Here is a 16,534-nt window from a genome sequence, read left to right as displayed (position 1 = left end):
GGGTGGCGCTAACGCTTACCCGGCCTACGATGTTCTCCATCTTCCCTTGGGAGAGGGAGCAAACACGAAAACGGCAATCTAAGGATTGCCGTTTACTTTTATTACCGACTCTGCTTTCTCAACAGATATATAAAATACGGCGCGCCGATAAAGGTCGACAGCAGGCCCGCCGGGATCTGATACGGGAACAGCACCATCCTTCCGCACCAGTCAGCAAAGACCAGGATTACCCCGCCCGTCAGCGCAGAGATCACGATATGCGGCAAAGTCCGGCGGAAGCCCATCATACGGGCGATATGCGGCGCCATTAATCCGACAAAACTGAGCGGGCCGATAGTCATGGTGGCCGTCGCCGTCAGGCACGCGGCCAGCAGCAACAGGGCGATACGCGTTGGCGTCAGCGCCAAGCCGACCGCGCGGGCGGTATCCCCACCCAGCGGCAGAATGGTCATCCAGCGACGGCACAGCGGCACAATCGCCAGCAGCACGATCATCACAATCCCGGTATGCACTACCTGACTGCCGGTGGCGTTGTACGTTGAACCGGAAATCCAGGTCAGGATCTGCGCCATGCGCGGATCGCCGCTCGCCTGCAACATCATCAGCAGCATAGTAAACGCGGTGCTGAGCGCCATCCCGGCCAGCAGCATACGGTGAGGTGAGAACCCCCCTCGCCCGGAGGCGATCAGGATAATCATCAGCGTGACTGCCGCGCCGATACTCCCGGCAGGCATCAGCCAGCCGAACGCATTTCCCGGCACGAGGAACAACATCAACACTACGCCAAACGCGGCCCCGGAGCTGATCCCTAATACCTCCGGGCTTGCCATCGGGTTGCCGGTGAGACGCTGGATAATACAGCCCGCCACCGCCAGCATGACGCCCGCAATCAGCGCGGAGAAGATCCGCGGCCAGCGCCACTGCATGAGTTCATGCAGCAGATCCCCCGTCGCCCAGTGCCAGCCCGTGGCGTCGCGTCCCAGCGAGAGTGCGGCAAACGAGGCGATAACCAGCACTGCCAGCCCGGCAAGGCTGAACCACACCACCGACTGACGTTCGGCATGTACTTTATCGCCGGCATCCATTGCCGGAGCGCTAATGCTGCGCAGGCGCGGCAACAGCCACAGCAGCAGCGGTGCGCCGATCAGGGCCGTCACCGAGCCCGTGGAAACTTCCATCCAGACGCGCGCCAGCCAGAGAATGAGTTGATCAGAAAGCCAGAGGATCAGCGCGCCAATCAGCGGAGCCAGCATCAGCCGCGCCAGCAGACGGCGTGCGCCGAGCATTTTTGCCAGCAACGGCGCAAACAGGCCGATAAAACCGATGATGCCGACGGCGTTAACCAGTAACGCGCTGAGCACAATCGCCAGGGTCAGGGCCGCCAGACGCGCCAGCGACAGCGCCAGCCCCAAATTGCGCGCCACGCCGTCATCGAGACCCATCAACGTCAGCGGACGCAGCAGCAGCAGCGTCAGCACCACGCCGCCGAACAGCTGCGGCCACAGGCGCTGGACGATACTCCAGTCAGTCTGGGTGAGCGTGCCGGTACTCCACATAAACATGCTTTGCAGCTGGTCGTGGTGAAACAGCACCAGCAGCTGGTTGATTGCCCCACAGTAGAGGCTGACGACCAGCCCCGCGAGGATCAGCGTGACCGGCGAGAGACGTTTTCCCCATGCCACGCCAAAGACCAGCGCACCGACCACGCATGCGCCTGCCAGCGCGGCAAACTGCGAGGTTAGCACTCCCGGCAGGGTCCAGAGAGTAGTGATGGTGATCCCCAGCTGAGCCCCCGTCGCCACGCCCAGCGTGGTCGGCTCTGCCAGCGGGTTACGCAGCACCTGCTGAAACAGTACGCCCACCAGTCCCAGTCCCGCCCCGACCAGCAGGGAGATAGCCAGACGCGGCAGCAGGCTGTAGTGGAACAGCATTTGCTGAATATTATCGATATCCGGTGCGGCAAACGCGGCTGCCCATTGATCGCGCGGTAACGCCGTGCTCAGGTTAAAGCCGGTTAACATCAGGGCAGCCAGAAAAATGAGCGCTAACAGTAACATCGGGAAACGGGCCATACGCGTGCTCATGCCTTGCCTCCCAGTGCATTGTCCAGCACGCGGGCAAAATGCATTGCCGACAGCGTCGCGCCGTAGAACCATACCGCTGGCGCGCGCATGAAGCGCTGCTCGCGGACGAACGGCATTGCCTGCCAGAGCGGGGTCGCCATCAGGGTTTGCATCTCGCGCTCGTTCCCGTGATCGAAGCACAGCACGTCCACATCACGAAACGCCGCCAGACGGTCAATACCCACGGCGGTACTGCCCCAGAATGTCATCTCGCCTTCCCAGGCATTGCGAATGCCAAAGCTGTCGAGCACTTCCTGGAACAGACAGTTATTTCCAAAGACCAGCATATGGCGGGCATCCAGCAGGGTTACCATCAGCAAAGGCCGATCGCCACGGTGGGCAAAGCGCGGCTTGAGGGAATCAATCAGCGCATTAAATTCATCGAGATGTTTTTTCGCCTGAGCCTCACGGTTGAGAAACTGCGCCATCTCGTGGATGGAATTTTTTGCCATGGTCAGCGGCTTTTTGCCGTCGCTAAAGGAAAAGCCCCGCCCTGGCGCAATCTTCGCCATGGTCTCTTCCGACGGGCCATACCCCGCAGACCAGAATAAATAAGACGGTTTCATCTGGGTGAGAAGCTCAAGATTCGGCTCCGTACGCAGGCCAATGTCGATGACGGAGTCCGGCAGTTTTGGCTCATTCACCCACAGGGTGTAGTTGGGAATATCGGCCACGCCGTAAGGCGTCACGCCAAGCGCCATCATCAGTTCGACGGGCAACCACTCCAGCGCCACGATGCGGTGCGGATCGATAGCGGCAGCGCGGGCCGGGCCCATCTTTAACAGCAGCGGTGAGAGCGCCATGGCCGTCAGCAGGCGACGGCGGCTAATGAATGTTGAATCCAGCATCAGTAGACAAAGCTCACGGGTGCAGCACCGGCTGGGTGAGACAGGATGCCCATAGGAATACCGTAGATATGTTCCAGCGTTTCGCTGCGCATCAGTTCGGCAGGCGTACCCTGAGCGATCATTTCACCGCCGCGCAGCGCTACCAGGTAGTCGCAATAGCGTGCCGCCATGTTGATATCATGCAGAACGGCAATCACCGTCAGGCCGCGCTGCTGACTTAAGCGATGCACCAGCGCCAGGACGTCAACCTGATGCGCAATGTCCAGCGCCGACGTGGGTTCGTCGAGCAGCAGGCAGCGGCTGTCCTGCGCCACCAGCATCGCGATCCATGCGCGCTGACGCTCGCCACCGGACAGGCTATCCACCAGACGGTGCGCCAGCGGTTTTAACCCAACCAGCGCGATCGCCTCTTCCACTTTCTCTCTGTCAGCGACGCCAAAACGCCCGAGCGCACCGTGCCACGGATAACGTCCAATCGCCACCAGCTCGCGCACCGTCATCCCCTCAGCCTGCGGCAACTGCTGCGGCAGATAGGCCACCTTGCGGGCAAAGGCCTTACTGCTCCAGCTCGCCAGCGGCTGGTCATCCAGCAATATGTCGCCCTCGGACGGCGGCTGATGACGACCCAGCATCTTCAGCAGCGTCGATTTACCGGAACCATTGTGCCCGATTAAACCGGTCACTTTACCTGCGGGAAACGTCAAAGAGAGCGGATGCAGCAAGGTGCGCCCGGGTACGCGAAAGGAGAGATTGTTAAGCGTGAAGGTGGAGTCGGATTGCGTTTTATTATCCTGCATGTCAGCCAACTTAAATAAAAAGGGCACGGCGAACCGTGCCCATAAAGAGGTTAGAAGCGGAAGGTCGCGGTGGCAACAACCTGGCGTCCTGCTCCCCAGTAGCATGCATACTCGCTGTAGCAGCTGGAGACGTATTCACGGTCAAAGATGTTGTTCACGTTGACGCCGACGGAAGATCCCGGCAGACCGAAGCGCGCCAGATCGTATTTCACGGTCGCATCCGCCAGGGCATAACCCGCGACGTTAAAGGACTCATAGGCTTTAGGCGACGCTGAGGAGTAGTACGTCACCGTGTTACCGATGTAACGCGCGCCCGCACCGACGGTCAGGCCACTCAGCGCCGTCTCGTGGAAGGTGTAATCCGCCCACAGGGATGCCATGTTGCGCGGTACTTCTGCCGGACGACGACCTTCATACCAGGTATCATGGGTATATTCCGCATCGGTGTAGCTGTAGGCCGCCGTTACGTTCACGTTAGCCGACACCGCCGCTTTCGCTTCCAGCTCAAAGCCACGGGAGCGAATTTCACCGCCCTGCACGCTAAAGCCGCTGGTCGGGTTCGCCGGATCGGCGGTCAGGTTGTTGTTCTTGGTCAGCTGATATACCGCGGCCGTCACCACAACAGGCAGATCTTTCGGAACATACTTCACGCCCGCTTCATACTGCTTGCCGCGCGCCGGATCGAACGGTTTGCCGCCCTGGGTGGTGCCAGAGAGCGGTTCAAAGGATTCACTGTAGCTGAAGTATGGGGTAATCCCGTTGTCGAACAGGTAGTTAATCCCCCCGCGCCAGGTAAATGCCTGATCGTTAATTTCCGCGGTGGTCCCGTTATTACGGTTAAAGGCAGACGTTTTTGCAAAGTCATAGCGGCCACCCATGGTGAGTACCCACTTATCCCATTCCGCCTGATCCTGCGCATAGAGCCCGGTCTGCTCCTGGCGATTGAGCATGGCATACGGGAAGTTCACATTGACGTTCGCATTGCCGTGCTGCGGATTGTTCATGCTGATCGGATCGGCGGTACCGTAGTCAGCATCAATATCATTGCGCATACGAAGGTAATCCACCCCCGTCAGCAGCGTATGGTCAACGGCACCGGTCGCGAATTTCGACTGGAGCTGTGTATCAACCGTGAACGAGTTGAGGTCTTCATCTGAGCGCACGTACGCACGGCTGATCTGGGCCGGAGCGATATAGCCATTACCGTAAACTGAACGGTAAAGCGTATTGATTTTGGTATAACGCAGATTCTGACGCACGGTGAAGGTGTCGTTGAATTCATGCGCGAAGCTGTAACCCACCATTTTCTGACGACGGGAGATCTTATTGTCTTCATCGCCTTCGTTGAAATCGGTCGGCAGTTTGTGCGCCTTTCCGTTAGCATCATAGTAAGGCACAACGGTACCTTCACGCGGCAGCCAGCCGTAGTAACCCGCATCCGGATCGCTCTGGAAGTTGCTCAGGAAAGTGAAATCGGTTTTATCATCAGGACGCCAGCTGAAAGACGGCGCAATCGCGTAACGAGTAGACTTCACCATCTCCTGCTGCGCATTTTCACTGCGTCCCAGGCCGGTCAGACGGTAGGACCACACGCCGTTATCATCAATCGCGTCGCTGAAGTCAAACCCAGTCTGCCACAGGTTATCCGTCCCCATTTTGAACTGAATTTCTTTTAACGGTTCCGTGGTTGGACGCTTGCTGACCATACTCACTACGCCGCCAGGGTGGCTTTTGCCATACAGTACGGACGTCGGGCCTCGCAGCAGCTCTACGCGCTCCAGGAAGTATGGGTCCATCGACGCTTCAGAGTAGTTATCCCCTTGCAGCTTCATACCATCCAGATACTGGTTGGTATTCACGGTGCTGGAGGTGGTGAACCCACGAATCGAAACCACATCATAGGTCGTTGAGGCGCCGCGCGTTGCGAAAACGCTCGGCGTGTAGGCCAGCGCCTGTTTAACCGTCCCCGGCTGTTTCATGTCCATCTCTTCACGTGTGACCACGGAAATGGACTGCGGGGTTTTCTCGATCGGTGTATCGGTTTTCGTCGCCGTTGCAGTGCGCTTTGCTGCAATCGTCGGTGCAGGCCCCCAGGCACTCTCCTGCGCAGCCGGTGCGGCAGTAACAGTAATGGTTTCTTCTTTTTTCGGGGTTTCGGCGGCATGAGCATAAGCAGACATGCCGGCAACCGCTGTGGCTACGACGACCGCGATTTTACGCAGCGACGTGTTAATTGGCTGAGCAGTATTGGAAAGCGCCATGATGGATCTCTGATGGAAAAGTGAATGATAACGTAAACGAGAATTATTATTATGACCGCAGAATAATATGCGAAACGTTGGCTGCATAGCAAGCAGTATGCGGCCCTACAAGATTTAAGGGTTTAAGAATTAACCAGATGAAAATAGAGGGTTAATGAAGTTAGCGAAATGATCGCTAAAGCCCGCCGAAACGGGCCGGAGGGCTTAACGATAGAAGAGTTCGAAAGTCGCGACGGCGTCGACTTTCCCGGCTTTAACCTCTCCCGTTTTGATGTAACGGGCTTTGAGTGGGATCTCAACCGGGACGTTGTCCTGGCTACGGGTTATTGCCGTGTAGCTCTGGTCGAACTGTAACACCGCATCGTTCTTGTCGAGGATTTGAATGCCTACGCCGCTTGCAGCGTTGTCTCCGGTAGCAATGTTGAGGATATTGCCATCCGTTACGCCAGTCGACCCTGCACTGGTGAACTGATAATCAATTTTTGTCCCGGCGGCGCAGTCCTTAATATCAATCCTGAAACGACTGTCGGTCAGGATGTCAGAATACTGACCGTTAAAATCGTGCGCATTGACCGTTTCTAGCGGCACGTAGATGTTTTTATCCGCCAGGTTACAGGTGTTTGTCGTAATGTGCACACTGGTTGGTGAAAAGCGAATTTCGCCTATCACGTCGTTATCGTAAGTTTCATGTGAGGTTAACAGGGACGTATTAAGATCGCCCTCTTCGACTTCACCAATAACGATCAACTGAGCGGTAGCCCGGAAATTGTAATTCGTTGAAAAGCTTCTGATCGTGCCAAGATAAGTTTCCGGCCTGATAATGTCTTCTTCGGTATAGCTGGGGAACTGGGTTGTAGACGCTGCAACGCGAATGCCAATCCCGGCCACGTTGGTTTTATACACTCCGGGTAAAACATCTTCACGTGCATCAGCATCACTCAATGAGAGATAGCCTCTACGTACCCGAACGGAATCACCATCACATCTTTGCGCAATTTCACCTGATTCCACGCTGGCGTCATAAATAATGGTACCGACCTGAACGTCTGGCTCAAGCTGTATGACAGCGGGAATGTTGAAGGTAACAATTCCCCCGCTACTTCCGCCTCCCGTAAATGTACAAGTTGCGAAGGCCGGAGCTGAAAACAGCATGATTAGGCCAGCCATTGCGCTGATGAATAGTTCTTTGCTACGCCTCATTGGCAATTTACCGTCATTTTCAAAATAGTTGCTGAGCGCCCGGGAGGGAGATCCCCCGCCCACGCACACCGTTGATCGCGCCCGTCACCCCACTGCACATTCAGGGAAACCGCTTCATGCAGACCGGTAAGCCAGACTTCTCCTTCATCACCGACGATAGCCGTTGCACTTTCCTGCGTGACAATGGCGCCGAAAGGTACCGGCTTGCCGTGGAAAAGCAGCGTGATAAGCGCACGCTTCCCCACTCGTGCATCAAAATTCGCTGAGATGGCCGCACCTTTTGTTGGGACAACATCCTGGGTAGCGGCGGCAATTTCAATATCTTCACGATCCTGGGTGTTGACCGTAATACCGTTTTTCCGGTAAGCCGTCAGGGAAGGGACAATCGCGTTACCAAAGCGATCGGTGTAGATCCCTCGCCCGTTCTGTACTTTGACGTTATCGCCATCTTTGATATGGACAATGGCAAAGGCGTCGCGGACGGATTGCCCCAGGGTTACTCCATGTTCATGCGCAACAATTGAACCCTGCGCGCTGTAGTTCCACTGTCGGTTATCGCCCCCGTAGTTATACCCCAGCCCGACATCACCGGCAGATCCCCGGTAGCGCCCGGATACACTGCCGCCATAGCCAGTATCGTGACTGTCATAGGTCTGCTGGAGGTTATAGCTGAGGTTATTGTTCTCAAGTGCCGTGCCGCCGATCCCTACCTGATGCGAAACGAATCCACCGCTGGCAGTGTTGGCGCTGTAAGTTGACCAGGCGTTCGCTAGCCAGCGTGAAAGAGGTACGTTGACCATCAACGCCATTTGCCGATCGGTATTGGCGTCCGGCGTACGCGTCAGGCTGTAGCTTACCGACCAGGTTATACCGCGCCAGCCGGAGCTTAGCCCCGCACTGACGCTGCGCTCGTGTCCTGCCATGTTCCAGTAATCCTGCTGATAGCCATTAAGGTAAGCCGATCCCCAGTCCGAAACGCGTTGGGAAAGATTAACCTGCATGCGGCTGCGCCGATTATTGGTTCGCCGATAGGTATAAATCCCATCGTCAATCTCGCTGTCACGCTGGTCGACAGCTTCCTGAAAGGTATAAAACCCTGAGGTGGAATAACGGTAGCTGGCAAGCGTCACGGTGGTGTCTGTATCCGGAATATCCCTGGAATACTGCGCACGCCATGACATCCCGCGGGCATCATCTCGTCCATCATCAAAAGCCGCACGGGCGGCGGTCACATCCACGGATGCCGATCCGAAACGGCCAAGATCGGCCCCTGTTCCCGCCAGCATAGCCTGATACGACGATGCAACGAGCGCGCCGGCGTATGTTGTTACGCCATAAGGCAGGCCGTAAATGACCGTCCCTTGCAGAAAAGGGGGCTCGTCCTCACCTTCATTACCGCGATAACGCCCTGCCGCCAGCGAATATTTAAATGCCCCTTCCCGCTGTAGCACCGGTACCGATGCGCTGGCCTGGATGAAGCTGTGTTCGCTGCCGTCGGCCTCTTCCACCGTCACCTCCAGATCCGCGCCGGATGTGACCTGGCTTAAATCGCGGATCTCAAATGGCCCCGGAGAGACGTTGCTTTGATAAATGGTGTAGCCGTTTTGCCTGATGGTGACCTTTGCATCGCTATTTGCGATACCACGCACCACGGGGGCAAACCCCTGCTGGCTGGTGGGCAGCATGGAAGTATCCGTTTCCAGCTTCACGCCGGTCATTTGGACGCTATCGAAAAGCTCGCCGTTAGTGTACGTCTGGCCTATCTCAAGCTGGCTTTGCAGGGTTTTGATATCACGTTGCAGCGTACTGGCGATTGCATCCCAACCGGCGTTGTCACTCCAGGTGCTGTTGTTACGCAACCGCCACGCCCCGAGGTTGATCCCCGACTCCAGACCAAGCCATGCAGATGACGTTTCACCAGAACGGTAGTGCTGCTGAGAGCCGCTAAACTGGTAGCTTGTCCAGGCGGCGGGAGCACCGTCATCCCAGAATTTCGGCTCGATAGCCCCGGCCGCAGCCTGATCGCGGTATTTTTGCGGGATCACCAGCTTGAGGGTCTGATTATCCTGGTCGTAATCGTAGCGGGCATTATCAATAAAATGGGAGATGTCATCGATTATCACCGCATCATCCAGATCTTTCATGTCCGGGATCGTGTCGACTTTTACCCCTAATGCACGCAGATCCGCTTTGGTCAGCTCCGGTAACAGGCGCTGCTTATCGTCAGACAAGATCCAACTCACCGTGCGTTTATCCAGAACATCCCGATCCCACATAATGGTCGTCAGAAAGTTTCCGGGCAGTAAGCCATTATCATTAATGAAATTTTTTAGCGTTGAGGTGTTTTCCAGCGGAGTGTCCATCTCGAGGATCCGCAGGTTAAATTCGTCATCTGCACTCACAGGCTGGATCATCGCGAGCAGCGCTAACGCGATTCCCTTCAGAACCTGTTTGTAGAGTGGAGATGACGACATAGGGTACCAGCATTGTGTGTTTAAAGAGCCTGCTTGCGCTGGGAGGTTTGCGCGCCGAAATCGCTAATAGCAGTCCACGTCACGGGCCCGTTTGCAGATTGAGGCACAGAAAAATATTGCTCGCTGAAAGGTGCGACCATCATTGAAATTGCCCCCGGCGTGGTTTTTGTGTCAGTCACAGGGACACTTTTCCCGCCCACGGCCAGCTCGCCAAAGGAGACGTAAAACGGCGTTGGGTTTTTCGCAATGAGCTTGTTCCCCTGGCGGCGGAAGGTGATTTTTTCATAGGCTTGTAGCGCATCGGTTTCTTTCAAATCAGCAGGACGCCAGAACAGCTTCAGACGCGTTTTCATCGCGAATTGCAGCGTATTCTTGTCTTTTAAGTCAGGTGATAACGCCGAGACGGATTTCACATTCGCCAGAAATAAAGATTCGCGATCTGCGGGCAGATTTTTTTTATCGCCGGTAAAAATGATGTGCAAAAGGGTCTGACGATTTTCCTGTAATTTATAGACAGGCGGCGTAATGATGAAAGGTGCTTTTGCATCATTGGGGTAACTCACCCAGCTTTGCACCAGATATCGAGTATGAGGGTCTTTATTTTTTAGTGCTATTTGTACTTCGGATTTATTCGATGGATAAATAATTCGCGTGCCACCGAGAACCACACTTGCCTGTACTGAACAGCAAGAGATAATCAAACATCCACCTAACAATTTTAATAAATAATTCATACTACGTTCCAGAAGGCAGCCATTTCAGGCTGCCAAAATAGATTTAGCGATAAACAACCTCGAACGTTGCAGATGAGGAGTAGTGACCTGCTGTTGGTTTGTTATCACCAACCTGAATAACTTTCGCGGTGTAATTAAAGACAGATGCTGTGGCGCCAGTGGCATCGTTCGCAACATCGGTACCGGCTTCCGGTTCTGATCCGTTGAAAACCACGTCCCCCTTAGTCCCATTTTCATTACTGACAATGATGCCAACGTTGGTCGCATTGCCAGCGCCGGAAAGATCGTTCTTCAGGCGCTTGTATTCCGCATCCGTTGTGGTGCCGCTGAACTTGAGGTTCAGTTTGGCAACCAGCGGATCACATTTTTTCACTTCAATCTTAAAGGCCTTCGACGTCCCGACCTGACCGTCAGTACCAAAATCAGAAGGATAAGTATCTGCAAATGTGACGGTGGAAGTATTGGACCCCGAGCCATCAACATCAATTTCACAGGTATCCGCCACAATTTTTCCGGCGAAATTTACCGTACCAGAATCGTTCGCTGCAAATACCGGCAGAGAGAGTGCAGCCATAATCGTGCTGGCCAGCACCGTTGAAACAACATATTTACTCATAACAATATCCTTATATGTGATGATGAAGATATCCATTCTTGATATATACAAAAATGTTGGGAAGTCCTCTAAGGAATATCCTGTGAGGTCAGTAAATTTCTGGAGAGGATTTAATCAGATTATTCTTCATCACGTCTAGATCGCAAAATGATAACACCCGAATAATCGGACACAACTTTCTGTTTTAGATGAAAAAAAGCAAAAATTAATAATTCTACATTTTAAATTTAATAATTTTAAATATAAATGAATGTAAACATAAAAAAAGGCCGCTTAATCATTAAGCGGCCTTTTATTCAGGAAACTAATTAGTTTCCGCCAAACATGTCCTTGATCCAGCCGGCGACACCGTCGCTGTCTTTCTTCTCATTCTGCTGCTGCGGCTGTTGCTGCTGCGGCTGCTGGGGTTGAGAAGACTGATCGAACGGGTTACCTGTCGGTTCTTCTGGCTGACTTTGCTGACACAGCGCATCCGGGTTAGTCGTCCAGACCGGCAGCGTACGCATCCCGCCACCGCAAATAAAGTTGCCCGATGCGTCCACGCCCATATCAACGATATCTTCCGGGGCAACCAGGTTCAGCGGCACCGGAGACTGGTTGGCCAGGTAGCGCTGGTAAATCGACATCGCACCGCTCGCGCCATACAGTTTGGTCGGCTGGTTGTTATCGCGCCCCACCCAGGTGATGACCACTTCACGACCATCAATACCGGCGAACCAGGTATCGACGTTGTTGTTGGTGGTCCCGGTTTTACCCGCCAGATGCAGGCCCGGATACTTCGCTCCCAGCTGACGGCCTGTACCGCGCTGGACAACCTGCTGCATGGTCCACAGCGTCATATAGGCCGCCTGCGCCGGAACTGCACGTTCTGCCTGCGGGAAGCTCTGATACAGCACGGAGCCATCTTCGGCAATCACCGAACGCAGAGCGGAAAGCGGAGCACGGTTACCGCCGCTGGCGATGGTCTGGAACGCCTGCGCCACTTCGATTGGCGTCAGGTTAAGCGCCCCCAGAATCATCGCTGGCACCGGGTGCAGCTGATCTTTCGGTACCCCCAGCTTCTGCCAGGTGTCGGTAATGGCCGGCAGGCCCAGCGCCATTCCGAGGTTAACCGTTGGCACGTTCATCGAGCGGGTTAACGCATCCACCAGCATGACCTGGCCGCTGAACTGTCTGTCATCGTTCTGCGGTGACCAAACCTGGCCGTTAGGCTGGCGCAGGGAAATTGGCGCATCGGCAATCCAGGTATTCAGGCGATAAAGATTCGGCTGGCTCAGCGCGGTCAGATAGGTCGCCGGTTTTGCCAGTGAACCAATTGAACGACGCGCCTGCATGGCACGGTTATAGCCCGCAAACTGCGGCTCAGCGCCGCCCACCATGGCACGAACTTCGCCGGTGTTACGGTCAACCACTACCATCGCGGTTTCCAGATCGCTCAGCTTACGCTGCTTTTTCAGCGCCGGAATACCTTCTACCGCCGCTTTTTCTGCGGCGTCCTGTGCCACGGAGTCAAAGGTGGTAAAGATCTTCACGCCGGAGAGATCTTTCACTTTATCCCCGAGCTTAGACTGCAACTCCTGACGCACCATCTGCATAAAGGCTGGCTGCGGAGAAATCACCCCACCACGCGGCTGAACGCCCAGCGGACGCGCGCTCAGCATGTCGTACAGCTCCTGGTCAATCACCTGCTGTTGTTGCAGCAGACGCAGCACCAGGTTACGACGCTCCAGCGCCAGTTTCGGGTTACGCCACGGGTTGTAGATCGACGCGCCTTTCACCATGCCCACCAGCAGCGCCTGCTGGTCAAGGCTCAGCTCTTCTACCGGACGACCAAAGTAGTACAGGCTCGCCAGCGGGAAGCCGCGGATCTCGTTGTCACCGCTCTGACCGAGGTACACCTCGTTCATGTACAGCTCAAGAATACGATCCTTGCTGTAGCGCGCATCCATCAGCACGGCCATGTACGCTTCGTTGGCTTTACGCCAGTAAGAGCGCTCGCTGGAGAGGAACAGGTTTTTCACCAGCTGCTGGGTCAGGGTACTTGCCCCCTGCACCGTACGCCCGGCAGTCAGGTTCGCCAGTACCGCACGACCAATGGAGTAAAGGCTAATACCGTCGTGCTCGTAGAAGTGGCGGTCTTCGGTTGCCAGCAGGGTATCTACCAGCAGATCCGGGAAGCCGTTACGCGCCACGAACAGGCGCTGTTCGCCGTTTGCGGACGACAGCATGGTGATGAGACGCGGATCGAGACGGAAGAAACCGAACTGGCGATCGTTATCCATGTTCTCAATGGTTTCCAGGCGATCGCCGTCAAAGGTCAGACGCGCGCGCGCCTGCCCTTCTTTACTGTCCGGGAAGTCGAACGGACGGCGGATCATCTCAATGCTTTTCGCCTGGACGGTAAATTCACCCGGACGGGTCATTTTCGTGACCTGACGATACTGCGTGGCTTGCAGCAGCTTCACCATCTCGTTCTTGCTGATGGACATGTCCGGCTCAAGGTTCACCATGCGGCCGTACACTGCCGCAGGCAATTGCCAGACTTTCCCGTCGATACGGCTGCGGATCTTCTGATCCAGATAAACGCCGTAAATCGCGATCAGGATAACAAAAACAATGAACAGCTTCAGCAGCAACCAGAACCAGCCGCGCTTACCACGAGGCTTACGCCCTTTGCCTTTCCCTTTACGTGGCATCGGTTCTTCATCCTCATAATCGTCTTCATAGTCATCGTCATACTCCTCATCTCTGAGGCGACGACGGCTTACCTTTTCTTTCGCCGGACGCGTCGGCTTTCCCTTACGTCCTATTGGCTCGCGGTCATTCCCCGCCATGCTTTTTCTCCGCAACATTCAGGCGCAAAGGCCAGATTTTCTTATCTTGCACAGGTCAGTGAAAGAAGAAATCTCTCAAAGTTTGTTTCTCCCTCTCCCCGTGGGAGAGGGCCGGGGTGAGGGCATCAGGCCGCACTCCCCTTTTCGATCCATTACGAATATTTCTTCGTGCGCCGTGTCGGCGCGGTATTCGCCGGATCGTCCGGCCAGACGTGTTTGGGATATCGCCCTTTCATCTCTTTCTGCACTTCACGATAGCTCCCCGCCCAGAACGCCCCCAGATCGCGGGTGATCTGCAAGGGACGATGCGCAGGCGAAAGCAGCTCAAGCACTAACGGCACGCGCCCTTCAGCAATGGATGGCGTGGTGGCCTCACCAAACATCTCCTGCATCCGAACCGCCAGCGCCGGCGGATTATCCTCATGATAACGAATGGCAATCCGGCTCCCGGTTGGCACAGTGTAATGCCCAGGCAGTTCACTATCCAGACGTTGACGTAACGACCAGTCCAGTAAATTCTGTAACGCTGCCTTAACATCAAGCGCCTTCAGGGCGCGCAGCGAGTGTACGCCGTTCATCTGCGGCAACAGCCACTGTTCAAGCGTCGCGAGCAGCGTCTCATCATCCACCGCAGGCCACCCCTGTTCCGGCAGCCACTTCGCGGCGCAATGCAGGCGAATGCGATACTGTTCGGCCTCCGGCGTCCAGTTCAGTACGCTCAGCCCTTTTTCCCGAATGCCGTTCAGCATCGCCTGGTGTAACTCTTCCTCCGACGGCTTCGCCAGCGGTTTCGTCCCGAGCGTCAGTTTGCCAATCTGGCTACGACGGAACGCCTTCAGCGTGCCCTGGGCATCATCCCATTCCACGATGTCAGATTGCTGAAGCAGCTGCGGGCAGGCACGCGTCAGGGCGTCAATATCCACGGCAACCGCCTGTAAAATACGCGCGTCCGGGGAGTGGCTGCCCTGGAGCAAGAGCGGCGCGATCAGCCATTCGTGACGCGTCAGGGCGTCATCGCTGTCCAGCATCGCGCCCATCCCATTTGCCAGCTGATAGCGACCATCCAGCCCGCGACGGCGAGCGATCCTGTCCGGGAAGGCCTGGGCCAGCAGAGGGATAACTTTATCGCTGTCAGGCGAACCGCCCCGGCAATTCAGGCGTTTACACAGCTGCTGCGCGCGTTGTTGCCAGTTTCCCTGATGGCGAGAAAAGGCCTGTCCCAGATCGCTGCTGCCACCGCGCGGCGGCTCCTCAAGAATAGCCGCCAGTTTTGCCGCCGTGGCAATTTCATCGTCGCCCTGTGCTGCCACCAGCATTGCCGCCAGACGCGGATCGTTGCCCAGCGCCGCCATTTTCTGACCGCGCGCCGTCAGTCGCTCGCCTTCCAGCGCGCCAAGCTGGGTCAGCAGGCTGCGCGCGGCGGAAAGGTTCACGACAGGCGGAGGATTAAGCCAGGTGAGCTGGTCAGGGTCCGGGCAGCCCCACTGCATCAGATCCATCACCAGCCCGGAGAGATCGCTTTGTAAAATCTCAGGCGTGCTCTGCAATGCCGCACGCTCCGCCTGCTCGGCGCTGGTTAAATGCAGGCAAATACCCGGCTCAAGACGCCCTGCTCGCCCTGCGCGCTGCACCATCGAGGCCTGGCTGATGCGCTGCGTCAGTAGCCTGGTCAGCCCGGTACGCGGATCAAAACTGGCCACCCTCTCCTGCGTACTGTCCACCACCAGGCGAATGCCTTCGATGGTCAAACTGGTTTCCGCGATATTGGTTGCCAGCACCACTTTGCGCTGCCCCGCCGGTGCGGGAAGGATCGCCTTGCGCTGGTCAGCCAACGGCAGCGCGCCGTAGAGCGGGCACAGCATAACGTCACTGTTCACCCGGGATGCCAGCTGCTCCTGTACGCGCTGGATTTCGCCTACGCCGGGTAAAAACAGCAGCAGCGAGCCGGGTTCCTGACGGAGCAATTCGGCGGTGGCGATGGCAACCGCTTCGTCAAAACGCTGATGGGCAGGCAGCGGCTGATAGCGGCGCTCGACCGGGAACGCACGCCCTTCAGAGGCGATCATCGGCGCATCAGGGAGCGTCTGCCGGAGCCGCTCGTTATCCAGCGTCGCCGACATAATCAGCAGCCGAAGGTCGTCGCGCAGCCCCTGCTGAACGTCGAGCAGCAGCGCAAGGGCCAGATCGGCCTGGAGGCTGCGCTCGTGAAATTCATCAAGGATCACCAGCCCGACGCCGGTCAGCTCCGGATCGTTTTGCAGCATACGGGTGAGAATGCCTTCGGTGACCACTTCCAGCCGCGTGGATGGTCCAACGCAGGTTTCGGCGCGCATCCGGTACCCTACCGTCTCGCCCGGTTTTTCATTCAGCAGTTCAGCCAGGCGCTGCGCCACATTGCGCGCCGCCAGCCTGCGCGGCTCCAGCAGGATAATTTTCCCGCTGATGCTCCCCTCGCGCAGAATTTGCAGGGGCAGCCAGGTGGATTTACCCGCTCCGGTGGGCGCGCTGAGCAAAACCTGTGGCGCATGTTCTAAGGCTGCGAGTAGCTCAGGAAGGACGACGGCGACGGGCAAAGAGGACACTTACGGCTCCAGAGGGTTAACATTAATCGGCGTACATTGTAGCATCGGCGCATATCATTACCGAG

General features: G+C 56.3%; 10 protein-coding genes. All 10 read right to left on the bottom strand.

What is annotated here, in order from left to right:
* Positions 1-101 precede the first annotated feature (101 nt).
* The 10 genes from fhuB to hrpB all read right to left on the bottom strand — a co-directional run bounded on the left by fhuB (position 102) and on the right by hrpB (position 16,469).
* Positions 102-2,084, bottom strand: a complete 1,983-nt coding sequence (gene fhuB, locus ACOTWU_RS11000) for a Fe(3+)-hydroxamate ABC transporter permease FhuB (RefSeq protein WP_126498682.1) — start codon at positions 2,082-2,084, stop codon at positions 102-104.
* Complete coding sequence (gene fhuD, locus ACOTWU_RS10995; RefSeq protein ID WP_126498683.1) at positions 2,081-2,971, bottom strand: Fe(3+)-hydroxamate ABC transporter substrate-binding protein FhuD; 891 nt, start codon at positions 2,969-2,971, stop codon at positions 2,081-2,083. The genes fhuB and fhuD overlap by 4 nt, the downstream gene beginning before the upstream one ends.
* Complete coding sequence (gene fhuC, locus ACOTWU_RS10990) at positions 2,971-3,768, bottom strand: Fe3+-hydroxamate ABC transporter ATP-binding protein FhuC (RefSeq protein ID WP_017383746.1); 798 nt, start codon at positions 3,766-3,768, stop codon at positions 2,971-2,973. Before fhuC ends, fhuD begins: the two co-directional genes overlap by 1 nt.
* 50 nt (positions 3,769-3,818) lie before the next feature.
* Positions 3,819-6,029, bottom strand: a complete 2,211-nt coding sequence (gene fhuA / locus ACOTWU_RS10985; RefSeq protein WP_015572711.1) for a ferrichrome porin FhuA — start codon at positions 6,027-6,029, stop codon at positions 3,819-3,821.
* Positions 6,030-6,233: 204 nt separating this feature from the next.
* Positions 6,234-7,181 carry a fimbrial protein gene (locus ACOTWU_RS10980; RefSeq protein WP_232964266.1) on the bottom strand — a complete coding sequence of 316 codons (948 nt, stop codon included), beginning with the start codon at positions 7,179-7,181 and terminating at the stop codon, positions 6,234-6,236.
* Between the two features lie 44 nt (positions 7,182-7,225).
* Positions 7,226-9,703 (bottom strand): fimbria/pilus outer membrane usher protein, encoded by a 2,478-nt coding sequence (locus tag ACOTWU_RS10975; RefSeq protein ID WP_126498684.1) that lies wholly within the window; start codon positions 9,701-9,703, stop codon positions 7,226-7,228.
* 20 nt (positions 9,704-9,723) lie between these two features.
* Positions 9,724-10,437 carry a fimbrial biogenesis chaperone gene (locus tag ACOTWU_RS10970; protein ID WP_032670536.1) on the bottom strand — a complete coding sequence of 238 codons (714 nt, stop codon included), beginning with the start codon at positions 10,435-10,437 and terminating at the stop codon, positions 9,724-9,726.
* Between the two features lie 43 nt (positions 10,438-10,480).
* The gene (locus ACOTWU_RS10965) at positions 10,481-11,089 is read right to left on the bottom strand and encodes a fimbrial protein (protein ID WP_110871047.1); all 609 of its coding nucleotides are present in this window, start codon (positions 11,087-11,089) and stop codon (positions 10,481-10,483) included.
* 272 nt (positions 11,090-11,361) lie between these two features.
* Positions 11,362-13,887, bottom strand: a complete 2,526-nt coding sequence (gene mrcB, locus ACOTWU_RS10960) for a bifunctional glycosyl transferase/transpeptidase (protein WP_126498685.1) — start codon at positions 13,885-13,887, stop codon at positions 11,362-11,364.
* 152 nt (positions 13,888-14,039) lie between these two features.
* On the bottom strand, positions 14,040-16,469 hold the full coding sequence (hrpB, locus tag ACOTWU_RS10955) for an ATP-dependent helicase HrpB (protein ID WP_126498686.1): 2,430 nt from the start codon (positions 16,467-16,469) through the stop codon (positions 14,040-14,042).
* Positions 16,470-16,534 lie beyond the last annotated feature (65 nt).

Source organism: Enterobacter cloacae complex sp. GYL001 (genome assembly GCF_049237125.1).
Taxonomy (GTDB): domain Bacteria; phylum Pseudomonadota; class Gammaproteobacteria; order Enterobacterales; family Enterobacteriaceae; genus Enterobacter; species Enterobacter hormaechei_C.
Note: the sequence above shows the minus strand (reverse complement) of the source record. Positions and strands in the feature narration are given on the sequence as shown.